Source organism: Actinoplanes sp. NPDC051343 (assembly GCF_044455125.1).
Lineage (GTDB): Bacteria > Actinomycetota > Actinomycetes > Mycobacteriales > Micromonosporaceae > Actinoplanes.
The window spans coordinates 1,466,168-1,488,820 of the sequence record NZ_JBITEL010000001.1; the positions used below are offsets into that span (position 1 = coordinate 1,466,168).

Sequence of the window (22,653 nt, forward strand, 5' to 3'; positions counted from 1 at the left end):
TCGGGGGTCCGGCGGTGAAACTTAGCTAAGTGGCGCGGGACAGCCGTCGGCTGCCTTACCGAGCAAGTCTACGAGGGGGTTGGCGGGTCGGAAAGCGGGACGACCGTCGAGTAGGGGTGATTTTCGGTCCGGCGGAGATCGCTTCGTCCCAAAAGACTGGCCGGACCGACGCTTGCGCGGCCGAACCGGGCGGCTATGGCGTCGGCCGCCGCCTCAGCTTCGCGCCAGCCGCGCTCGGGTTCGCCCAGCGTGAGCTGCCGGGACGTGGTGGCGGCCGCGGTGAGACCCTCGACGCGGACGCCGATGAGCCGGATCTGCTCGGTCGGCCCGAGTGCCCGGAACAGCGCCCACGACGTCTCGAAAATCTCCCGGGCCACGTCGGTGCTGGTTGCGATAGTGCGCGAGCGGTTGACCGTGCGGAAGTCGGCCAGCCGCACCTTGATCGAGACGGTGCGGCCGACGTTGCCGGAGGCGCGCAGGCGGGCGCCGACCTTTTCCGAGAGCGCGAGCATGCTGCGGCGGAGCAGGGCGGGATCGGACACGTCGGTGTCGAATGTCATTTCGGCGCCGATCGACTTCTCCACCTGCTCGGGCTCGACCTTGCGTGGGTCACGGCCCCAGGAGAGCTCGTGCAGATGGGCCGCCGACGCCTCACCGACCGCCCGGCGCAGCATGCCCCACGGAGCGTTGGCCAGCTCACCGATCGTGTTGAGGCCGAGGCGGTGCAGCGTCTCGGCGGCCTTCTCCCCCACGCCCCAGAGCGCGGCGACCGGCAGCGGGTGCAGGAAGTCGAGGACCAGGCCGGCCGGCACCACGACCATGCCGTCGGGCTTGGCCCGGGTCGAGCCGAGCTTGGCCACGAACTTGGTCGGCGCCACCCCGACCGAGCAGGTCAGGCCCTGCTCGGCGACCATGCGCCCGCGGATGCGGACGGCGATCTCGGCGGGACGCCCGAGCAGCCGCTGAGCGCCGGCCACGTCGAGGAACGCCTCGTCGACCGAGAGCGGCTCGACCAGCGGGGTCACGTCGCGGAAGATCTGCATCGCGGCGTGCGACGCCTCGGCGACCTTGGCCCCGTCGACCGGCAGGAAGACGCCGCGCGGGCAGAGCGCGCGGGCCCGGGCCATCGGCATCGCACTGCCCACGCCGTAGCGCCGGGCCTCGTAGCTGGCCGCGCTGACCACGCCCCGCGGGCCGAGGCCGCCGACGATCACCGGCTTGCCGCGCAGCTCGGGGCGGGCGCGGATCTCCACCGAGGCGAAGAAGGCGTCCATGTCGACGTGCAGGATCGTGCAACCCGCGTCGTCGGCATCGGGGCCGAAACGCGGGTCACGCCCCCTCGGAACCACCTGGCTTCGACCCACCACCGCAGGCTAGCGGGACCCCCTGACAAAAACGGGGTGGTAGACGAGTTCCTGGATGTGGCCGTCGAGGGTCCGGCTCTCGAGCAGCTCGAGATCGAAGTCGCCCGCGCCCGCGAGGATCGGGCTGGTGCCGCTCCGCCCGGAGATCACCGGGAAGATCGTCACCTGCAGGCGGTCGACCAGGCCGGCGGCCATCAGGGCCCGGTTCAGCGACAGGCTGGCCTGCGACCGCAGCGGCACGTCGGACTCCTCCTTGAGCCGGGTGACGATGTCGACGGCGTCGCCGCTCACGATCGTCGCGTCCGGCCAGCCGAGGGTGTCCCGCAGGGTGGAGGAGATCACCGTCGCCGGCATGCGCATCGTCCGGACGTTCCACTCGTCGAGCGAGTGGGGATCGATGCCGGAGGTCATGATCTCCGCGTTCTCGCGGAAGGTTGTGGCGCCGAAGACCATCCGCTGTTCGGTGGCGAACAGGGCGGCGCGGTGTTCGAGCAGCTCGGGGCCCTGCTTGCCCCAGTAGCCGCCCCAGTCGCCGGGCTCGGCGTACGAGCCGTAGCCGTCGAGGGTGGAGAAGACGTCCCAGGTGTATTCAGCAGTCATGCCCTCTCCACGAACGGCGTGCGCCCGATCGGACAGCTCAGCGGGCGATCAGCAGAGGAATTTGCATCTCGGCGGCGGTCAGCGCGCCGTGGTAGGCGACCAGCGTGTTGACGCTCGGCGGTTCCCAGCCGGTGGCCAGGGAGACGGTGCGGCCCCGGCAGATCACGACGACGTCGCCGATCCGCCCGGTGTGCTCGGCCGGCACCGGGCCGTAGAGACCCTCGTCGATCGCCTGCTCGCGGCTCAGCACCGACGCCTGATCGCCGAAGACGGCCTGCCAGGCGGCGATCACGTCGTCGAGGGCGCCGGAGGACACGTACAGGTAGCGGACCCGCGGCTCACCGGCCACACCGATCACTCCGGCCGACAATTCCGGCATCAAGCCCATGTCGACACGGGAAGACGCCGGGACGTTCAGCTGGCCGTGGTCGGCGATCACGAGCAGGGCGGACCGGGGCGGCAGCGAATGGACGACCTGGTCGAGGAGGGCACCGACGCCGGCGGCTGCCGCGCGCCACTCCGGCGAGTCGACCCCGTGGCCGTGGCCGGCGCTGTCGAGGTCGGGGTGGTAGGCGTACACGAGGGCCGGGCCGGACCCGGCCGCAAGGGTCTCGACCAGGCCCTTCGCCACCTGGTCGCCGGTCGAGGCGGGGACGATCGGCGCCCCGCGGTTCATCGCGACCGTCAGCCCGGTGCCCTCGAACTCGGGACGGGTCACCGCCGCGGTGCGGACACCGGCCGCCGCCGCCTGCTCGAACCGGGTCGGCAACGGCTGCCACTCGTGCGGATCCGGATCTTTGCCCCAGTGGATGTGCACGACGTTGCGGCCGTCCGGCCGGCGGGCGGTGAAACCGAGGATGCCGTGCGCGCCGGGCGGCGCACCGGTGCCCAGCGTGGCCAGGCTGACCGGCGTCGTCGAGGGGAAACTCGCGGTGAGAGGTCCGGCGTCGGCCGACATGTCGGCCAGGGTCGGTGCGTACGCCGCGGCGACCGGCAGTTGGTAATGGCCGAGCCCGTCGACCAGCAGCACACCCACCCGCTCGACGCCGTCGAGCCGCGACCGGAGGCCGAGGACGTCGGTCGTACCGGGCACGCCGAGCAGGGCGCACACGCTGGGCAGCACGTCGGCGAGGCTGCCGGTGCCGTAGGCCGGGCGCACCGGCAGCAGCGCCTCGGCGGGAAGGTGATCGTCGGGAACGACTGGGAGGCTCATTTGCGGGCGAAGAGGTGCAGCTGGGAGGCGATGTCGCGGAACGGGGGCCGCGCGGCGAGCGCGAGTTCGAGGTCGAGCACCGCTTGAGGATCCTCCTCGAGGACGGCGGCGGGGAGGAGATCGGCCAGGACGCGTACGCCGTGGGTCTCCACCACCTCGAGCCCCGCCGACCGCAGGAGGTCGGCGGCGGTTTGGGCGTCGTATCGACGCCGCAGGGTGTCCCGCGCCCCGGCGCGGCCGTCCGGATCGGTGACCACCGCGGAGGCCGACCGCAGGTGGCCGTTGATCGCGCGGCCGAGGATGGCCGCGGCCCGGCTCGCCACCAGAAGGCTGACCGCACCGCCCGGGCGCAGCGCGGCGGCGATCGCGGCGACCACCCCGGCCGGCTCGTCGACGACCTCGAGCACCGCGTGGCAGAGCACCAGGTCGGCGGTGCCCGGCTCGACCAGGGAGGCGAGCGCGTCGCCGTCGCCCTGGACCGCACGCACGCGGTCGGCGACGCCCGCGTCGGCGGCCCGCCGGGTCAGCGCGGCGAGCGCGTCGGGGCTGGCGTCGACGACGGTGACCTGGTGGCCGGCCTCGGCCAGCGGCACGGCGAAGCCGCCGGTGCCACCGCCGACGTCGAGCACGGTCAGCGACTCGCCCGGGTGCCGGTCGAGCTCGCGGCGCAGCACCGCCCAGACGGCGGCGGTGCGGGCGGTGAGCTTCGGCCGGACCGTTCTCGCGGTTTCCACGCTGGCAGCGTAGCGGGACAGACCTGCCTCGTCAGAACTTGAACAGAACGCCCGTGGCGCGGGTCATCTCGCAGCCGTTGCCGTACTGGTGGGACCACTTGACCCGCTGGCCCCGCCAGGTCCCGGCGATCCGGGCGGTGACCGGCTGGTACAGCATCATGCACATGACCTGGGCCGGCTTGATCCTGGCCGGGTCCGCGCCGGTGCTGCGCAGGATCGCGCAGGCCTGGGCCGCCTCCGGATGGCCGCCGCCGGTCGGGTTGCAGGCCAGCCTGACCGTCTGGGCCCCGTAGGCGAGCGTCAGGTGCGACTGGGCCGGCGCGGGCGTGACGAGCAGCGCCGCCGCCGCGATGAGTGTCCGGATCATACTGTTCCTCCCGAAAACCCGCATAATAGCCGCGAATCACCGAAAGTCTCGGGAAGCCGGCGTCACCGGCGGGGTGACCGCCTCGAGCCGGTCGGCGACGAGGTTGAGCACCCCCTCCGCCTTCTCCAGTCGGCCACGCACCAGCAACGCTGAACTGCTCCGGGCCACCCGGCGATATTTCTGCCACAGCCCGGGCGAACAGGTCACGTTGAGCATCCCGGTCTCGTCCTCGAGGTTCACGAACGTCACCCCGCCCGCGGTCGCCGGCCGCTGCCGATGGGTGACGATTCCCCCGACCCGGATCCGGGTGCCCGCCTTCACCCCCGGTAGCCGCTCGATCGGCAGCGCACCCGCCCGCTCCAACTGCTTGCGGATGAACTGGGCCGGATGCCGATCCGGCGACAACCCGGTCGCCCACACGTCCGCGACCAGCCGGTCCACCTCGCTCATCCCGGGCAGCATCGGCGCGTCGGTCCCGGTCACCGTTCCCGGCAAGCGGTCCGGTTTGTCCTGCGCGGCCGCCCCGGCCGCCCAGAGCGCCTCACGGCGCGAAAGACCGAACCCGGCGAAAGCGTCGGCCGTCGCCAACGCTTCCAGATGTACGGCGGTGCATCCCGTACGCCGCGCGAGGTCCGCCATGCCCCGGTACACCCCGTTGGCCCGGCGCTCGTCCTCGATCCGCTGCGCCAGATCGTCGCCGATCGTGCGGATGCGGGACAGCCCCTGGCGTACGGCCGGGCCGCCGAGCCCCCAGGCTTGCGGCCTCTCCTTCTCCCCCGCCTTCTTCCGGGTTTCCGGGGTGACCTCCAGCGTCGCCGCGGCGTCGCTGAGGTTGATGTCCGGCCGGCGCACCTCGACCCCGTGCCGCCGCGCGTCGTCGACCAGCGACTGCGGCGAATAGAAACCCATCGGCTGCGCGTTGAGCAGCGCCGCACAGAACGCCGCCGGGTGGTAGCGCTTCAGCCAGGCGCTGACATAGACCAGGTACGCGAAGCTGATCGCGTGGCTCTCCGGGAAGCCGTAGCTGGCGAACGCGCACAGCTTCACGTAGAGGTCATCGGCCAGTTCGCCGGTGATGCCGTTGGCGGCCATCCCCTCGTAGAGCCGGTCCCGCATCTCCTGCATCTTCTCGATCGAGCGCTTCGAACCCATCGCCCGCCGCAGCTTGTCGGCCTCCATCGGGGTGAACCCGGCCGAATCCATCGCCAGTTGCATGAGTTGCTCCTGGAAGAGAGGTACGCCGAGGGTCTTCGCCAGCGCCCGCTCCATCGTCGGATGAGGGATCTCCCACTGCTCGAGCCCGTTCTTGCGGCGGATGTACGGATGCACCGAGCCGCCCTGGATCGGACCCGGCCGGATCAGCGCCACCTCGACGACCAGGTCGTAGAACTCGACCGGCTTCAACCGGGGCAGCGTCGCCATCTGGGCCCGGCTCTCCACCTGGAACACCCCGACCGAGTCGGCCGCCTGCAACATCTTGTAGACCTCGGGGTCGTTCGGCCGGATGTTCGTGAAGTCCAGCCGGTCGTGGATCATGTCGAACGCGTAGTGCAGCGCCGACAGCATGCCCAGGCCGAGCAGGTCGAACTTGACCAGGTTGACCGCGGCGCAGTCGTCCTTGTCCCACTGCAGCACGGTGCGGCCGGGCATCCGGCCCCACTCGACCGGGCACACCTCGGACACCGGCCGGTCGCAGATCACCATGCCGCCGGAGTGGATGCCCAGATGCCGCGGGAAATCCTGTACGGCGTTGGCGAACTCGACGACCTGCTCCGGGATGTCCTCCACGTCGACCGTCGCGACGCTGCCCCACCGGTCGATCTGCTTGCTCCAGGCGTCCTGCTGCCCGGGCGAGAACCCGAACGCCTTGGCCATGTCCCGCACCGCCGACCGCGGCCGGTACGAGATCACGTTCGCGACCTGGGCGGTGTGCCGGCGGCCGTGCTTCTCGTAGACGTACTGGATGACCTCCTCGCGCCGGTCCGACTCGATGTCGACGTCGATGTCCGGCGGGCCGTCCCGCTCCGGGGCCAGGAACCGCTCGAAGACCAGGTCGTACTCGAACGCGTCCACATTGGTGATCCAGAGCGCGTAGCAGACCGCCGAGTTCGCCGCCGAGCCCCGCCCCTGGCAGTAGATGTCCTTCTCCCGGCAGAACCGGACGATGTCGTAGACGACCAGGAAATAGCCCGGGAAGTCGAGGGTCTCGATCATGTTCAGCTCGTACTCGAGCTTCTCGTAGACCTCCGGCACCTCCTCGGGCAGGCCGTAACGGGTGCGGGCACCCTGCATGGTCAGCTCGCGCAGCCAGCTCATCTCGGTATATCCGGGCTTGTCCGGGATGTACGGCGGCAGTTGCGGGGCGATCAGCTGCAGGTCGAAGGCGAGCTCGGAGCCCAGGTCGTACGCGTTGGCGACAACACCCGGACAGCCGGCGAACCGGCGTGCCATCTCGGCCCCGCTGCGCAGATGGGCGGTGCCGGCCGCGGGCAGCCAGCCGTCGATCTCGTCCAGGCTGCGCCGGGCCCGCACGGCGGCGAGCGCGGTGGCCAGCCGCCGCCGGGACGGGTTCGCGTAGTGCACGTTGTTGGTGGCGACCGCCCGCAGGCCGCGGCGACCAGCGAGCGCGAAAAGGGCATCGTTGCGGTCCTCGTCGTACGGGTTGCCGTGATCGGTCAGCTCGACCACCACCCGCTCCGCACCGAACAGATCCACCAGCCGGTCGAGCTCCCACATCGCGGGGCCGAGCCCGCCGGCGGCCAGCGCCTGCGGGACGGTCCCCTTGCGGCAGCCGGTCAGGACGGTCCCCCGGCCGCCCAGCTCACGGGCGATCTCCTCCAGGCCGGTGTAGTCCGGCTTACCCTTCTCGGCGCCGGCCAGCTGACCGTTGGCGATCGTGCGCCCCAGGGCCGCGTACCCCTCGGGGCCGTTCGCCAGGACCAGCAGATGTTGCCCCTCGGGGTCCGGTTCGCCGTTCTGCGGCCTGGTCAGGCCGAGCGAAAGCTCGGCGCCGAAAACCGTCGGCAGGTGCAGTTCCCCGGCCGCCTCCGAGAAACGCACCACGCCGTAGAAACCGTCGTGGTCGGTGACCGCAAGCCCGGTCAGACCCAGACGCACCGCCTCCTCGGCCAGCTCACCCGGATGGCTGGCGCCGTCGAGAAAACTGAAGTTGGTGTGACAGTGCAGCTCGGCGTAGGGAACGACGGGCTCCTCCGGGCGGACCAGCGCGGGCGCCTCGTAAGGCTTGCGCTTCCGGCTCCAGACCGGCGAATCCCCGCCGTCACCGTCGACGGCGAGCGGATCCACGCTGTACGGCGCGGTGTCCGGCTTGCCGATCCGGTGGGCGTCGTCGCCCGGTGGCGGCGCGGGCTTCCGGCCGGAAAGCATGTTCTCCAGATCGGACCAGGGCATCTTCGGGTTATTGAAGCCCACTGCGGCCGCTCCCCTCAGTCATAGACGGCCTCCACCGCCCAGTGGCCGCCGGCCAGGGAGACCAGCAGGGCCCTCCCGTCGGCCAGCGTCATCTGGAAACGGGCGCGGCGGCGCGACTCGCCGGGCGCCCACCAGCGCTCGTCGACCGGCCACGGCCCGGTCCAGCCGACGATTCCGACCGGCCGGCCGCGCTCGACCACGAGGGCGGCGGGCGCGGCAGTGAGCTCGAGCCGGGCGCTGACCCCGACCGGGGAACCCGCGTCGTCGAGCACCACCGCACCGAGCGGGCGGGGCAGCACGACCGCCGGCTGCGGCCGGGGCAGGCGCCCCGGCCAGGGCGGCCAAGCCTGCGCCCGCCTCGCCGGCTTACCCTTCCCGGCGACCGGCTCCTCAGCGAGCGGCGGCGGCGGGGTGCGCCGGGAACTCAGGAACGTCAACCGCCCCGGCGCGTCGGCCGGGTATTCGGCAGGTGCCGATGCGTCCGGGTCACGGCGGGAATGCAGCTGGATCACCGGGGCCAGGCGGCTCTCCGGGGTGAGTGCCTGCACCGGCGTGAGAACGAAGTCGGGGATCGGGTCGGTGTGCGGGGCGGACGGCCGGTCGGGGACGCGTTCGTCGCCCCACGGCACCAGGCGCACCTGATCGTCGGCCGAACGCCCGCCGCCCGCCGCCGGCGTGACGACCGCCTCCGGGCCGAGCAGTCCCTGCACCCGGCTGAGGGCGCGGTGGGCCCGCTCGCGTTCGGCTCCGGCGTCACCCCAGAGGCCCGGCTGCAGTCCCAGGTGGACCAGTACGCCGTCCGGGATCAGCCGCAACCGCACCAGGCCGGCGGTGGGCCGGGCCGGGGCGCCGCGGCGGGCGCCGGTGAGCCAGCCGTCGAGCTGCCAGCGGACCCGCTCGGCGATGGCGGCCGCGGTGAGAGTGCCGTCGTGGCGCCAGACCCGGTGCAGTTCCTGGCCGTCGGCGGTGACCGCCTCGATGCCGAGCCGGGTGCAGGCCAGGCCGTGGGCGGCAAGCTTCTCGTGCAACCGTTCGGCGAGCACCCGCCCGGCGAACGCGGCCACGTCCACCCGCTCCAGCGGCTCGTCGTAGGTTTCGGAGACGTCCAGGTCGGGAGGCGGACGGCGTACGGAAAGAGGCCGATCGTCAAGGCCGGCGGCAAGCCGGTGAGCGAGAGCACCGTCGAAGCCGAACCGGGTGATGACGTCCGCGGCCGGCAGGGCCGCGAAGTCACCCAGCGTCCGGACGCCGAGCCGGGTGAGCAGGTCGGCCAGCTCGGGCCGCTCCAGCGCCTCGATCGTCACCCCGGCCAGGAACCGCGGCGTCTCCCCCGGACCGACCACCAGCCCGTCCCGCGCCGCCAGCCCGGCCGCGAACACCCCGTCGGCGATCCCGACCTGACTCTCCACGGCACACGCCTCGGCGATCCGCTCGACGATCCGCTCGGCCGCGGCCTCCTCCCCGCCGAAATACCGGGACGGCCCGCGAGCGGCCAGCGCACAGGTACCCGGCCGGACCACCTCCACCCCGACGGCGACCTCCTCGACGGCCGCGACGACCGGCTCGAAAGCCCGCGCATCCCGAGCGGGATCATGCTCGACCACCACCAGCTGCGGACACCGGCTCTGCGCCTCACGGCGCCGCAACCCACGCCGTACGCCGTCCAGCCGCGCCGCCTCCGAACAGGCCACCACCCGGTTGCCGTGCAACACCACAACCGGCCCGGACGCCTCGACCCCGTCCACAATCTCGGCCGCGACAACCGGCCAGTCCGGACACCACACCAGAATCGTCCGCCCGGCCGCACCCTCCCGATCCCCGCTCACCCGGCCACCGCCCGGCCCCCGTCCGACCCGGCCACCCGGTCGGCGATCGCACCTTCCACCCCGGGACCACGACCCGCCCACGCCGAAGGCGGAAGCGAACGCCCGGCCTGATGCGCGGACCGCACCAGCGAGAGAAGCCGCCGGATCGGGAAAACGGGGGCCGGGCGCTCGGGGTGGGCGGAAGCGGACGGGACTGCGCGGAGGCCCGGGGTGGGCGCCTCGGCGGCGGGTGGGCGGAACGAGTCGGCTGTTGGGGAAGGGGCGGGGCCGGTGGTCGGGGTAGGCAGGGACGGCGGGGGCTGGGTCAGGCCCGGCATCCAGAGGGTGATCTCCTTGGGGCGGGCGGCGGCGCCGCGGCCCCGGGCGAGGATCGTGACCTCGCGACGGCGGAGGCGGCCCCGGCCCAGGGAGAGTCCCTCCCAGCGGGAGGCGGTGACCTGCAGGGTGACGTCGGCGCCGGGCCACTGCCCGAAGGGCATCAGCACGCTGCCCCGCTGGCGGGCCCGGGCGACCAGGCGGTCGGCGATGGTGGGGGCGATCTGGCCGGGTACGGCGGTGACGACCACGTCGACCCCGTCGATCAGGGCGGCTATGACGGTGGGCCAGTCGGGGCCGGCGTCGGGCACCAGTGCAAGCCGGCCGAGGTCGATGCCGCTCTCCTGGGCGGCCAGCGCGCCCAGCGACGGGATCCCGACGACCGCGCACCACGAGCCCGACCGCGAGGCCTCGGCCAGCAGCGCCAGCAGCAGCGAGGTCGACCCGCCGGCCGGCGCGGCCCGGCCGGCCGCGACCGCCACGGTGCTCCCCCGGCGCAGGCCACGACCGGGCAGCAGGCCGCTCAGCTCAGGCACGACCGGCAGCACCCGATGCACGCCCGGCGCATCGTGCTCACCGGCCGTCCGGACCAGCTCGGCCAGGGCGGCCGCACCGCTGATCATGCGTCCCGCCATCGTTCCCCGCTCGTGTAGCCGTGTCACCGCGCCGCCCTGCCACGCCAAGGTCCGGCCGCACTCCTCAGCGGCCTGCAAATCAGGTCGTCCGTGACCGGGAGTGGTGCCGCTGCCCGGCGCGCGCCGCAGCCCGAAGCACGCACAACACCCGTCCGCCTTCCGGCCGGGCGGCGTGGTGTCGAGAGCAATCTCCAGCCGATGCCACAGGCCCTCCCATCGAACGATGCGATGCCCTGACGTAGCCGGCTGGCGCCACCCTGCCCCTCACCGCGACCGATCCCGACGATCAGGTGGCCGGCTTGTGGTCGGCTTGTGGTCGGCTTGTGGTCGGGTTGTGGTCGGGTTGTGCGGTCGCGAAGACGGTTCGATCACAAGGGCGGCTCGGATATGAAGACGATGCGAGGCGGCGCGCACGAAGGCGATACGAGGCGGCGCGGGTGGGCGCGGCGGTCAGGCGGCCAGCGGAGGCTGGTAGGTGAGGCCCAGGGAGGACTCGACGATCGCCACGAACTGTTCGGCTGCTCGGAGGAGGTCGTCGGCCTCGCGAGGGCTCACCACGCGTGGGATGCCGGCCTCGGCCGCGGCGCGCTTGGTGGCGCCCAGGGCGAAATAGTTGGCCCAGTCGCTGAACTCGGGCGCGACCAGGACGAGCAGCGACCAGACGCTGGTCGCCTTGCTGCGCCGGGTCGGGGCGGCCGGGCGGGCCCGGGCCGCGAGCACGGCGGCGGCGGCGCGCAGGGCGGCCATGTGGGCCGCGGCGTAGCGCAGGCCGTCGGGGCGCGTGCGTGCCGCCTCGGACAGGCCCTGCCGGGCTATGCCCAGCAGCTGGGCCGGAGTGCGGTGCGGCAGCATGTGTGCCGGAACCGTGGGTGCCGCCACCTGGGCGGCCGCGGTCGGCGCATGCGCCAAGCCGGGGGCCGGCAGCAGGCCTGGCGCCGTGGAGCTCGCCATGGTCGTCTCTCCTCGCGTATGTCGCATCCGACTTTGCTGGGCCGAACGAGATGAACTGCGAAGGGACCGCGGGGGAAGGGCGCTGAGTCCCCGTACTTTCCAAAGCCGAGCCGGCCGGGTGTGAAGCTTCCCCACACCACACCCGGCCGGACCTCGCCGGCGGGTCCGTCGTCCGCCACCCGGGGGTCGGGGGCAGCGGACGACGGTCCTGCCTTGTCTGAAGGCTCGAACCCGCGAATGCTCGAGCCTCACTGTGCGATGCTTCGCGGGCATCGCACCCGGAAGCCGCGCCGCGAAACACCGCTCCCGGAGCTAGAACTGATGTGCGAGTCTTTCGAACATCCGTTCTAACTAGGGAGAAGACTAGCACTCGGGTACGACAAAAAAGCAACTACAACGTCTTGGCGAAGGCGAGCCGGTCGTAGGGTGACGAGCCGTAGGGCGGGATCTCCCGATAACCGCTGCTCAGATATAGCGCGATGGCCTCGGCCAGCGCCGGATGCGTGCCCAGCCGCACCTCACCGAGCCCGTCGGCGGCGATCGATGCCTCCACCGCGGAGAGCAGCCGGCGCCCCAGCCCGAGCCCCCGCGCTTCAGGTGACACCCAGAGGTGCCGCACCTCCCCGAAGCCAGAGCCGAAGCCGAAGCCAGAGCCGGAGCCGGAGCTAGAGCCGGAGCTAGAGCCGGAGAGATGACACCAGGCCACGCAGCCCACGGGCCGGTCCTCCTCGCGAGCTACCAGGAAAGACGACGTGGAACCGGGGGTGATCAGAGTCGTCTCGTCATAGCCCTCGGGGAAGCGGACCGCCAGCTCGGCCGCATAAGCCCGCAGGCAATCTCGCGCCTCCGGCGAGTCGTCCGGGATCGCGGAAATTGTCACGGTCGCCTTTCGCAGCAGATGGCGTACCCGTGACTGCGCCTCGACCAACTCGCCGCGCTCGGCCTCGCACAGGGCGCCGAGCAGGGCTTCCACGCTGTGGCGCGATCGAGTGTCGAGCTCGGCCCTCTCCCGTACGCCCAAAGCGGTAAGCCTCGCGAAGCGTAGGCGGCCGTCGCCCGCGTGAGCACCCACCGTGACCAGGCCGTCTTTCTGCAGGACCTGCAGCAGGCGGCTCAGGTAACCCGAGTCGAGACCCAGCCGGGCCCGCAGTTCGCGCAGGTCGGCGCCGTCGCCGATCTCGAACAGCAGGCGGGCCTCGCGGAGTGGGCGGCCCTGGCCCAGGTAGTGGTCGTCGAGAGCACCGATGCGCTGAGAGTAGTAACGGTTGAAGTCACGGACGGCCTCGATCTGGTCCACGGCCGTCACGCTACCGAACATCTCTGACTTAGGTCAGAGATTTTCCGGCTCGCTGGGACGGGTGCGCCAGGACCTCGGTGAGCTGGTGCAGGAGTACGCCGGCGGCGACCGGCTTGGGGATGACCGCGGTGACGCCGGCCTCCAGGACGTGGGTGTCCTCGCAATCGAGCGAGCCGCTGACCACGACCACCGGGATGTGCCTCAACTCCGGATCCCGGCGAATCTCGCGGCACATCTGCAATCCGGTCATGTAGGGCATGTCGATATCGGTGATCACGGCGTCCGGGCGGTGCTTGCGGACCGCGGCCAGGCCCTCCCGGCCATTGGCCACCGCGATCACCTGGTGGCCGGCCTTGCGGAGCGACCGGGCGACCAGCATCCGGATGTCCTCGTCGTCCTCCGCCGTCACGAGTACGGCCATGCGGCCCACCGCCCCTTCGCGATTCAGTCGGATTCATTATCCGTCATAAACCGCTACAAAGAGGGCAAATGCCCTATCTGGTCGGCAACGATCTCCGCCGACAGGGTGACCATCGGCAGGCCGCCACCCGGGTGCACCGAGCCGCCGACCAGGAAAAGCCCGGGCACCGGACCGCGATTGGCCGGGCGCATCAGACCGCCCGCGGTCCCGTAGATCGCTCCGCCGGGCGCGGCCGTCGCGTCCGCCAGATCTGCCGGAGTTCGCGTTTCGCAAAAAACCAGACGGTTGCGGACATCGAGACCGCGCCGGGCCAGCACGGCGAGGACATGCTTTCCGTACGCGTCGGCCAGCCCCGGCCTGCGCCAGTCCACGGCCGACCACTCGTACCCGTGGCGCGGGGCGTTGACCAGCACGAACCACGCCTCGTGCCCCGCCGGACGGACGGCCGGGTCGACCGCGCGGGTGACGAACACGGTCGGATCGGAAGCCGGCCGGGCGCGCCGCGCCGCCGAGCCGAAGATCGCGTCGAACTCGGCGTCGTAGTAGTCCGGGAAGAAGACCGTGTGGCGCGCCAACTCCGGCGTTTCGCCCCGAACCCCGAGCAGCAGGACAAAACCGGCCAGGCTGCGGTCGGAGAGCCGGGCCAGCCGGGACGGGTCGGGCAGAAGATCGCGGTAGACGTCGAGGGCGTCGGCATCGGAGACGACGATGTCGGCCGGGACGTACCCGCCCGAGGCGAGCCGCACCCCGCGCACCCGGCCGCAGCCGGCCGTGATGCCGCCCTTACCGCCGCCGCCCGACCCGGCACCGCTCGACCCGGCGCCGCCGCTCGACCCAGCGCCGGCGCCCGACTCAACTCCGCTGCCCGACCCGGCGCTGCCGCCCGACTCAACTCCGCCGCCCGACCCGGCGCCGCTGCTTGTCTCGATTCGGGCGACCGGTGAGTTGAGGACGATCTCGACGCCGAGGGCTGCGCACCGGGCGGTCATTGCGGCGCCGAGGGTGCCCAGGCCGCCGGGCAGGTACCAGCCGCCGAAGGCGAGTTCGGCGTACGGGACGGCGGCGAGCGCAGCCGGTGCCCGCCTCGGGTCGGCGCCGGTGTAGGTGGCGTAGCGGTCGAGAAGCATCCGCAGGCGGGGGTCGCTCAGGTAGTGCCGGCCCAGGCTGCGCAGGGAACGGCCGGGCGCGATCGCCCGTAGGTCGCCGAGCCGCCAGGAGAGGGCGGCCAGGGTGGCCGGGGTGACCGGGCGGCGCAGCACGGAACGCCACGAGGCGTCCCAGATCCGTTCGGCCCGCCGCCAGAAGTTGGCCCAGTCGTCGGCGGCGGCCGGGCCGAGTGCGGTCGCGATCCGATCGAGGAAGACCTCGTGGTCGGCAGACGAGTCGAGCCGGGTGCCGTCGGGAAAGACGTGCCGGACGACCGGGTCGAGCGGGGTCGGCTGCAGGTCGAGGCCGAGGCCGTCGAAGACCTGGGGCAGGGTGAGCAGGCTCGGCCCGGTGTCGAAGCGGAAGCCGTCGCGCTCGTACACGCCGAGCTTGCCGCCGGTCGTGCCGGAGCGTTCGTGGATGACCACGTGGTGGCCGGCCTGGGCGAGCCGGATCGCGACCGCCAGGCCACCCACCCCGGCGCCGATCACGACAATCCTGCTCATACGGGGCGGCCTCTCCAGGTCAGGGTGCCTCGGCGGTGGCGGTGGAAGGAGCGGGCCACCAGCCACGCGAAGACCGCGATCGAGGCTGGGTGCAGCAGGGCGTCCGGCCAGGGCCGGCCGCCGGTGGCGTACGCGGTGACCGTCCGCCCGGTCACGCCCAGCGCATAGGCCGCCAGGGTCACCAGCGACCAGTGGACGTGCCCGGTCGCGAGGAACGCTGCGGTTGCGAGGGGCGGCGTCGCGTACAGGAAAAGCAGCAGGACCACGACGATGCCGGCGGCGGACCGCGTGCCGAAGGATGCCCAAAGCGACTTGGCGTAGCCATCGGTGAGTTCTCGCCACGATCGGTACATCTCGCAGGTGGCGAAGCGTGAGCCGTCGGCCAGGGCGATGCGGCCGCCGGAGCGTTTGACCGCCCGGGCCAGGCCGATGTCCTCCAGGATGTCGTCGCGGACGGCGGCGTGACCGCCCGCTTTCCGGTAACCGTTGCGGTCGATGACCAGCCATTGGCCGCCGGCGGCGGCCAGCGAGGGGCGCGGGGAGCGTTCCATCGCGCGCAGCGGGAGGAAGGTGAGCCAGGACCACTGCAGCAGTGGCTGGACCAGCCGGCCGGCGCCGGCTATGCGGGGGTACGGCGAAAGCAGGGTGACCTCCGCGCGCCGCATCAGGGCCACGGCGGAGGCCACGGCGGCGTCCTCGAGCACCACGTCGGCGTCGACGAAGACCAGGACGTCGGCGTCGGGTGCCAGGTCGGCCAGCTGCTGGCAGGCGTGGGGTTTGCCGAGCCAGCCGGGTGGCAGCGGGGCGCCGGTGTGCAGGTGGACACGGTCGCCGCCGATCTTGCGGACCAGTCCGGCGGTGTCGTCGGTCGAGCCGTCGTCGAGTACGTGGATCTGGCCGGTCTGCCGCAGCAGCGAGGTCAGGCACGGTTCGACCCGGTCGGCTTCGTTGCGGAGCGGCAGCAGGATGGCGATGTCCTCGTCCGACTTGTCGATTTTTGGGCGCCGAAGAAGGGACGCGTTGACAACGGTGTGTGCGGTCAGGGCGACCCACGGCAGCAGCAGGAACCAGATCACCGGACGAGCCTCGGCACCAGCGGGATCACGACGAGCCCCATGATCACGCCACCCCAGGCCGCGGACGCCGGGAGGTCCAGGAAGACGGCGTGGGCGAGCACGGACGAAGCGTACGTCCACAGCCAGAGCGCGAGAATCGGCGCGTCACCCGATCGCGGGGTGCGGATCCGGTCGCCGCCGGCCCGGGCGAGCGCGGTCATCAGGAGGATCGCGAAGCCGAGCCAGCCCAGGTAGTTGCCGATCGGCACGCCGCTGACGCCGGGCAGGGCGGGGGCCGGCGATCGCCAGGTCCAGTAGCCCTCGGCGACCATCTGCGGGTCGAGGAAGAGGTCCCAGGCCGCGAGACCGACCGCTGCGATGGCGATCTGCCCGACCCGGGACGACGTGATGCGCAGCGCCGCCAGCCACGCCGCCCACGCCATCCAGGTCCACGCCAGCGGGATGATCAGCGGAACACCGAGAATCTTCGGGCCCAATTGTCCGGAATAGTCGTAGTGGCCGAACGGAAAGCCGGTAGCGACGCCTATCGCTTCGACCGCGAAGCCGCCCACGGTGGCCGTCGCGAGCAGTGGAATGCCGGATTTGCGGGAGAAGGCATGACTGACCGAAAGCACGTAACCGATGACCACGGTCGCCACGGTCAACCCGGCCCTCGCACGACCACCGGTCAGCGGATAGGCGATCTGCACCAGCACCAGGACGACGAGCAAGGCCCATGGGAGCCGTCGAACCATCAAATGCCGACGATGCCCGGCGCGTCCTCGACCGGCCGCTCCACCACCGGCAGCTCCCGTCCGAGGATCGCGAACGCCCGCTCGTCACCCGGGAAGTGGAAGTGGCGCAGCACGTCGACGAAGTCGAAGCGGCGGTAGAGCCGCCACGCCCGCGACTTCTGCTCGTCGGCCTCGGGGGTGGACAGCAGCACGGTCTTGCCGTCGGCCATCGCCAGCAGCGCCCGCAACTGGCGGGCACCGACCCCGTGCCCTTGTGCGGCCGGCCGCACGTGCAGCTCGACCACCTCGAAGCAGTCGGTCAGCCACTGCCCCCGCGCGTCGTCGGTGAGCGCCGAACGCACCTGGTCGTGCCACCACTGCCCGGGACCCGAGGTGTAGCCGTAGCCGAAGCCGGCCAGGCGTCCGTCGGTGGTCAGCGTCGCGACCGCCCGGAAGCCGGCGCGCCGCACGTGGGCGGCGATGTAGCCGCGGCGGGTCTGCAGCAGCTCCCGCCGGTAGCCCATCGCTTCGCCGTAGACCGCGACCACGTCGTCGAGCCGCCGCAGCAGGTCGTCCGGCTGCCACGCAACGAGCCTCATCGCTTCGCCTGTGCCCCTTCGTCTTCATCTGCGAGCCAGCCCAGCACGGTCCGGTCGCCTTCGATATTCACGACGGCGAACCGGGCGAAGAGCTCTTCCGCGTACCACCGGGCGACCGGGGTACGTGCGATCACCGCGCGGTGCTCCGGCTGACGGTACGCGAAGCGGGTCAGGTCCGCCGAGTCCCGCCAGAGGCTGACCGTGCCCTGCCAGCCGATCGGGGCCTCCCCGATGCCGAATCGCGCCAAAAGCCCGGGTGCACCGGCCAGTTCCGCCGCCACCGACGGGATGGCTCGCCAGAACGTCAGCGCCTTCGACGGCCGCAAGCGCGCCCGCGTCAGCGCCAGCACCATCCCCTCGCCTTTTTTCGTGACGTGACCGAACGGCTCGACGCCCGACCAGCGCCCACGGCTGCTCAATGGCTCCAAATCGACGCGCGCCGCCGAGACCGCCGCACGGTCCCACGCGGGAAATCGGATATCTCCCTCGGAGACCGTCACCGCGGCATAACGGGTCAGGTCGGCGTCGCCGAGACCGAACGAGGTCCCGGTGCCGGTTCCGAGGAGCTTCGCGAAGCGGGCATCGGGACAGCGCCGGCGAAGCCCCAGCCGGAGGAAGGCCCCCGGAATTCCGTGCGGCGCGACCCGCCACACGTGCAGAGTGACCCGCATAGACGCTCAGGCCGCCCCGGCGTACGTGATCGCGCCGGCATCCGGTACGTGGTTTTCCATAGGCCTATTCTGCGCGCGGCCCGAGATAGCCGGCGCCGAACACCCAGGGTGCGATGTCGTTGATGAAGTCGTGCGGGAAGCCGAGGCTGAACTCGGTGGCCTTTTCCAGGTCGACCATCTGCCCGGGGGTCAGCTTCACGTCGATCGCACCCAGGTTGTCGATGATCTGCTCGACGTTGCGCGCCCCCAGGATCGGGATGATCGCCTCCGAGCGGTGCCGGGTCCACGCGATCGCGACCTGCGACGGGGTCGCGCCCACCTCGTCGGCCACCGCCTGAACGGCCCGGGCCGCCGCGTGCGACTTCGCGTCCAGAGTGGACGGATCGAGGCGGCTGTCACCGGAAGCAGAATCGGCCCGCGTGTACTTGCCGGACAGCACCCCGCCGGCGAGCGGGCTCCACGCCGTCACGCCGAGCCCGAGCGCGGTCGCCATCGGCAGCAACTCCCGCTCGATGTCGCGCATCAGCAGGCTGTACGGCACCTGCAGTCCGATGAACGGGCTCCACCCGTGCCACTCGGCGAGCGTGTTGGCCTTCGACACGATCCAGGCCGGTGCGTCCGAGATGCCGACGTAGAGGACCTTGCCGGCGCGTACGGCGTCGTCGAGCGCACGCATCGTCTCCTCGATCGGGGTCGCCGCGTCCCAGACGTGAACCCAGTAGACGTCGAGGTAGTCCGTACCGAGGCGGCGCAGGCTCGTCTCGAGCGAGGCCCGCAGGTTTTTCCGCGCGTTGCCGCCCGCGTTGGGGTCGTCCTTGTCTCGCGTCGTCGTGTATTTGCTGGCCAGCACGAACTGCTCGCGCCGCCCGGCCAGCAACTGGCCGAGGATCTCCTCGCTCAGCCCGTTGCGGTAGTTGATGGCGGTGTCGATCGCGTTGCCGCCCGCTTCGGCGTAGACGTCGAGGATCCGCCGGCACTCCTCGATCGGGGCGCCGACACCGCCCTGCTCGCCGAAGGTCATCGCGCCGAGGATTACCTCGGCGACTCGGAGGCCGCTGTTGCCCAGGGTCCGATATCTCATTCCACAATGCCTACCGCGGCTTCGCTGCTCTTCCACAGTTCGGCGGCGAGATCTGCGTCGCTTGCGCGACCTTTCGGCTGTACGGCGTGGTGGCCGACGTAATAGGCGCCGCTGACCAGATCGGCGGCCGGCGTGGTGAGCAGCCAGGCCAGCAACGCGGCCGCCTTCTCGGGCGCGACCAGGAAAGGCGCGTATTTGTACAGGAAGCGCAGCACGCCGCGGTCGCCGAAGTTGGTGCGCACCACGCCCGGGTGGAAGCACACGCTGAGGATGTCGGGCCAGCGGCGGGCCGCCTCGGCGGTGAAGAGGATGTTGGCCGACTTGGCGGCGCCGTAGGCCGGCCAGCCCCGGTAGCTCTTGAGGTCGCCGGTGAAATCGTGCGGGTCGGGCACGGCGCGCCGGTGCGCGTCCGAGGAGGTGTTGACCACGCGGGCGCCGCTCAGCCGGTCGCGCAGCAGGTGGGTCAGGAGGAACGGCGCGAGATGGTTGCTCTCGATCGTCGACTCCAGGCCGTCGGGCGTACGGCGGTAGTCCATCACGATGCCGCCCGCGTTGTTGGCGAGGGCGTCGATGGACGGATAGGTCGTGAGGAGGTGCTCGGCCAACGCGCGTACATCCGCAAGCCGATCGAAATCGGCCCGGAACCGGCCCGGTTCCCGGCCCTGACCCGCCGCCCGGACCCGGGCGACCGCCGCCTCCAGGCGGCCCGGGTCGCGCCCGACCAGGACGATGTCGTCGCCGGCCGCCGCCAGTTGCTCGGCCGCCGCGAGCCCGATCCCGGAACTGCCGCCGGTGATCACGATGGTGCGCGTCATCTCTTACTGCCTTACTGCCTATTGCTGCAGGTGGGCCGCGAGGAAGGCCTGGGCCATCGCGGAGGCCAGGTCGGCCGGGTTGATCGCGGAGATCGCCTGGCCGCCGGTGGCCCCGGCCATCGCGCCGAGCGCCTTCATGTCGGCGGTCGGACCGTACCCGACCCCGATGATCGGCACCGGGCGCTGCGGGTCGCGCTGGGCGGCCAGCTTCTTCAGGAAGGTGGCCTGCGACATCGAGTACTTCGACTCGCCGTCGTCACCGTCGGTCAGCACGATGACCAGGGTGACGGTGCCCGGCTTGGCCTCCTTCTGCATGGCCGCCTCGCCGTCCAGCACGCTCTGATAGAGCGGCGTGCCCGCGTTGTCGACCGCCCGGTACTGCCCCATCGCGGCGGCCAGCGCGTCCCGCCGGGTCTTGCCGTTGTCGCCGAGCGGGCTGGCGAGCGGCCCGAGCGGGATGACCTCCTGGTGGGCCGGGCTGTTGGCGGCCGGCGTGCCGAACAGCCACAGGCCAAGGCTGGTGTCCTCGCCGAACAGCTGGGCCGCGGTCGCACCGGACTGCCGCAGCAGGGCGGCCTTGGTCGTGGTGTGCCCGGTCTTGTCCTTGATCGGCAGGTTCATCGAGCCGGAGGTGTCGATCAGCAGCAGCGTCTGGAAGTTGAGCGTGCGGTACTGCACCCACTGCTTGGCCGGGCCGAGCAGGTCGTCGACCTCGTCGGGCAGGGGCAGCGCGCCCTCGACCGGCTCGGCGCGGAAGCCGGCCTTGGTGATCGCCGCTTCGGTGATCGCCGCTCGCAACCGGCTGATCGTCCTGGTCTCGGCTTTCTTGGTGCCCTTGGCGATCGCGAACGGATAGTCGGCCTGTACCGGGGCGTCGACCGGAGGTGCGCCGGTGAGCGAGACCGTGTGCTTGACATGCTGGTAGGTGCCCAGCTGCTGTTCGGTGATCGGGAAGATGCCGGCCTGGTAGGCGGCGTCCGACACGCTGGTCTCGGCGGACAGCTGGGTTAGCTTCCGGGCCGGGTCGGCCGCCGAATCCTCGAGACGGCTGCGCAGGGTGAGCGCCTGGAGCTGGGCGATGCCGGCGTCCGGGGTGGTGCGGCCCATCGCCACGTGCTCGGCGTAGACCGAGAGCAGGCCGACCGTGTTCTGCTGCGGGTCGGCCATGCTCACCGGCAGCTGATGCGAGGCGGCGCCGGCGGTCAGCGCGGCCCACGAGGTCTTGCCGTTCTTGATGAACTGGCCGGCGATCGGGCTGGGGCCGGCGATCACGATCGGCGAGTAGGCGAGCGGGTCGCCCTTGGCGGTGTACGCCTTGCCGACCATCTTCAGCCAGGCCGAGCTGGACGGGATCCACACGTCGGGACGCTTCGCGGCGGCCACCACCGCGGCCGGCTCCTGCGCGGTGACCGCAACCGGGCCGCAGACCGAACCGGCCGGGGCCAGCTTACGGGCGGCCTCCTCGATCACCGGGGCGATCTCGGGTGCGGCGGCGACGTGCACATCCGCCTCGGGACAGGCCGGTGCGCTCGCGCTCGGCTTGGCGGTCGGCGCCGCGAGCGGCGAGCTGGACCGCTGGAGAAGAACAGCACCGACGCCGGCCGCCCCGAGCAGGATCAGCACGATCACCACGGCGAGCATCCACCGCCAGAACTGGCTGCGCGGCCGATGCTGCCCGGTCCACGCGTCTTGCGCGGTGTCGGCCATGCCGCTCACCCCCGTTACTCAAGGTCAACCCATGATCACGCATGGTCGAACAATGTCAGCGAATGTTACGCGTATATGCATACGGGGCAATGAGGATCATCGGATTGGCAGAGTGCCAATATGTGACCTGATTCAAGGTCATCACTCTCAGCGCACGTCCGGTCGCACCACGGCAACCACAATCAGCTCACCGTCCTCGCTGAGCCCGACCGGCTCCCGCGACCAGCCGCCGTAGACCCGGTCCACATCGAACCCGGCCGCCTCAAGCCCCGACCGGATCTCCCGCTCGCTGCGGAACCGCATGGTCGACTCGCTGGTGAGTTCCTCCCCGCCCGGGAAAAGGTAGTGCCCGGTGAAGGTGACCACCCGATCGGTCACATCGGTAACCTCGACCCAGACGTCGACCGCCTCGCCGCCGGGCAGCACGACCGTACGGCGAGACTCGGCCGGGTTCCACCTGGTCCACCGCTCGTCATCCGGATCCCGGCTGTCGAAGATCAGCCGCCCGCCCCGGTCCAGCGACCGGCGCAACGCCCCCAGCGCGGCCCGCCACTCCCCGTCATCAACCATGAACTGCGCAACGTGGCTGGTCATCAGCGCGGCGTCAAAGGCCCGGACCGGCAGGCTGCCGACCGACCCCTCAACCCACCGCACCCGCTCGGCCCCCGGTTTGCGGCGCGCCGCATCGAGAGAGGCCCGGGCCGGCTCAATCCCGGTAACTTCGTGACCGGCCGCAGCCATCGCAATGGCAAGCCGCCCGGTCCCGCACCCAAAATCCACGACACGCGTGGCCGACCGCTCAGCCAGCACCGACATGAAAAGATCGTCCTCCCACCCCCACACAAACTCAGCGTCATAGACCTCAACCAGCCGCGGATCCTCAAACTCACCGTTACGCACAGCGAGGATCGTAAATCCGCCCACCCCCTCCCACCGCCTCTTGTGGACAACCGGCCGGAAATGTCGCCCCGGGCTGCTCAAGTTGGTCCCGGAAGGGGGCGGCCCCCGGCCGCGCGCGGACCGGGCAACGCGTACCAGCGCCCCCAGCCGACGCGACCCGAGCAACGCGCCCCGGACGACGCGACCCAGACGACGCGACCCAGACGACGCGACCCAGACGACGCGACCCAGACGACGCGACCCAGACGACGCGACCCAGACGACGCGACCCAGACGACGCGACC

The 22,653-nt window shown here is 71.6% G+C and carries 19 protein-coding genes and 1 pseudogene; all 20 read right to left on the reverse strand.

The window, feature by feature from the left end; translation table 11 throughout:
• Positions 1 to 68: 68 nt before the first annotated feature.
• Positions 69 to 1,364, reverse strand: a complete 1,296-nt coding sequence (dinB, locus tag ACIA5C_RS06535; protein ID WP_396051913.1) for a DNA polymerase IV — start codon at positions 1,362 to 1,364, stop codon at positions 69 to 71.
• A gap of 9 nt (positions 1,365 to 1,373) precedes the next feature.
• Positions 1,374 to 1,964, reverse strand: a complete 591-nt coding sequence (locus ACIA5C_RS06540) for a dihydrofolate reductase family protein (protein ID WP_396051915.1) — start codon at positions 1,962 to 1,964, stop codon at positions 1,374 to 1,376.
• A gap of 37 nt (positions 1,965 to 2,001) precedes the next feature.
• Complete coding sequence (locus ACIA5C_RS06545; protein ID WP_396051917.1) at positions 2,002 to 3,177, reverse strand: alkaline phosphatase family protein; 1,176 nt, start codon at positions 3,175 to 3,177, stop codon at positions 2,002 to 2,004.
• Positions 3,174 to 3,911, reverse strand: a complete 738-nt coding sequence (locus tag ACIA5C_RS06550; protein ID WP_396051919.1) for a methyltransferase domain-containing protein — start codon at positions 3,909 to 3,911, stop codon at positions 3,174 to 3,176. The genes ACIA5C_RS06545 and ACIA5C_RS06550 overlap by 4 nt, the downstream gene beginning before the upstream one ends.
• A 31-nt stretch (positions 3,912 to 3,942) precedes the next feature.
• Positions 3,943 to 4,278 (reverse strand): SSI family serine proteinase inhibitor, encoded by a 336-nt coding sequence (locus tag ACIA5C_RS06555; RefSeq protein ID WP_396051921.1) that lies wholly within the window; start codon positions 4,276 to 4,278, stop codon positions 3,943 to 3,945.
• Between the two features lie 36 nt (positions 4,279 to 4,314).
• Positions 4,315 to 7,710, reverse strand: coding sequence for an error-prone DNA polymerase (locus ACIA5C_RS06560; RefSeq protein WP_396051923.1), 3,396 nt, complete (start codon positions 7,708 to 7,710; stop codon positions 4,315 to 4,317).
• Positions 7,711 to 7,724: 14 nt separating this feature from the next.
• The gene (locus tag ACIA5C_RS06565) at positions 7,725 to 9,536 is read right to left on the reverse strand and encodes a DNA polymerase Y family protein (RefSeq protein ID WP_396051924.1); all 1,812 of its coding nucleotides are present in this window, start codon (positions 9,534 to 9,536) and stop codon (positions 7,725 to 7,727) included.
• A gap of 185 nt (positions 9,537 to 9,721) precedes the next feature.
• Positions 9,722 to 10,486, reverse strand: a pseudogene (locus ACIA5C_RS06570) (hypothetical protein); the annotation flags it as partial.
• A 450-nt stretch (positions 10,487 to 10,936) separates the two neighbouring features.
• Positions 10,937 to 11,437 carry an SAV_6107 family HEPN domain-containing protein gene (locus ACIA5C_RS06575; protein ID WP_396051925.1) on the reverse strand — a complete coding sequence of 167 codons (501 nt, stop codon included), beginning with the start codon at positions 11,435 to 11,437 and terminating at the stop codon, positions 10,937 to 10,939.
• 391 nt (positions 11,438 to 11,828) lie between these two features.
• Positions 11,829 to 12,734, reverse strand: coding sequence for a MarR family winged helix-turn-helix transcriptional regulator (locus tag ACIA5C_RS06580; protein WP_396051927.1), 906 nt, complete (start codon positions 12,732 to 12,734; stop codon positions 11,829 to 11,831).
• Between the two features lie 28 nt (positions 12,735 to 12,762).
• Positions 12,763 to 13,155: a response regulator gene (locus tag ACIA5C_RS06585; protein ID WP_396051929.1), complete on the reverse strand. Its 393-nt coding sequence runs from the start codon at positions 13,153 to 13,155 to the stop codon at positions 12,763 to 12,765.
• A gap of 53 nt (positions 13,156 to 13,208) precedes the next feature.
• Complete coding sequence (locus ACIA5C_RS06590; protein ID WP_396051931.1) at positions 13,209 to 14,807, reverse strand: phytoene desaturase family protein; 1,599 nt, start codon at positions 14,805 to 14,807, stop codon at positions 13,209 to 13,211.
• Positions 14,804 to 15,883 (reverse strand): glycosyltransferase, encoded by a 1,080-nt coding sequence (locus ACIA5C_RS06595; protein ID WP_396051933.1) that lies wholly within the window; start codon positions 15,881 to 15,883, stop codon positions 14,804 to 14,806. The genes ACIA5C_RS06590 and ACIA5C_RS06595 overlap by 4 nt, the downstream gene beginning before the upstream one ends.
• Positions 15,880 to 16,617, reverse strand: coding sequence for a carotenoid biosynthesis protein (locus ACIA5C_RS06600; protein ID WP_396051935.1), 738 nt, complete (start codon positions 16,615 to 16,617; stop codon positions 15,880 to 15,882). The genes ACIA5C_RS06595 and ACIA5C_RS06600 overlap by 4 nt, the downstream gene beginning before the upstream one ends.
• Positions 16,617 to 17,195 carry a GNAT family N-acetyltransferase gene (locus ACIA5C_RS06605; protein WP_396051937.1) on the reverse strand — a complete coding sequence of 193 codons (579 nt, stop codon included), beginning with the start codon at positions 17,193 to 17,195 and terminating at the stop codon, positions 16,617 to 16,619. The genes ACIA5C_RS06600 and ACIA5C_RS06605 overlap by 1 nt, the downstream gene beginning before the upstream one ends.
• Complete coding sequence (locus ACIA5C_RS06610; protein WP_396051939.1) at positions 17,192 to 17,866, reverse strand: monooxygenase; 675 nt, start codon at positions 17,864 to 17,866, stop codon at positions 17,192 to 17,194. The genes ACIA5C_RS06605 and ACIA5C_RS06610 overlap by 4 nt, the downstream gene beginning before the upstream one ends.
• 64 nt (positions 17,867 to 17,930) lie before the next feature.
• A complete protein-coding gene (locus tag ACIA5C_RS06615; protein WP_396051941.1) occupies positions 17,931 to 18,947 on the reverse strand; it encodes an aldo/keto reductase in 1,017 nt (338 codons plus the stop codon).
• A complete protein-coding gene (locus ACIA5C_RS06620; protein WP_396051942.1) occupies positions 18,944 to 19,762 on the reverse strand; it encodes an SDR family NAD(P)-dependent oxidoreductase in 819 nt (272 codons plus the stop codon). Before ACIA5C_RS06620 ends, ACIA5C_RS06615 begins: the two co-directional genes overlap by 4 nt.
• Before the next feature lie 18 nt (positions 19,763 to 19,780).
• A complete protein-coding gene (locus ACIA5C_RS06625) occupies positions 19,781 to 21,469 on the reverse strand; it encodes a hypothetical protein (protein WP_396051944.1) in 1,689 nt (562 codons plus the stop codon).
• Positions 21,470 to 21,616: 147 nt separating this feature from the next.
• Positions 21,617 to 22,285, reverse strand: coding sequence for a class I SAM-dependent methyltransferase (locus ACIA5C_RS06630; protein ID WP_396052054.1), 669 nt, complete (start codon positions 22,283 to 22,285; stop codon positions 21,617 to 21,619).
• Between the last annotated feature and the right edge of the window lie 368 nt (positions 22,286 to 22,653).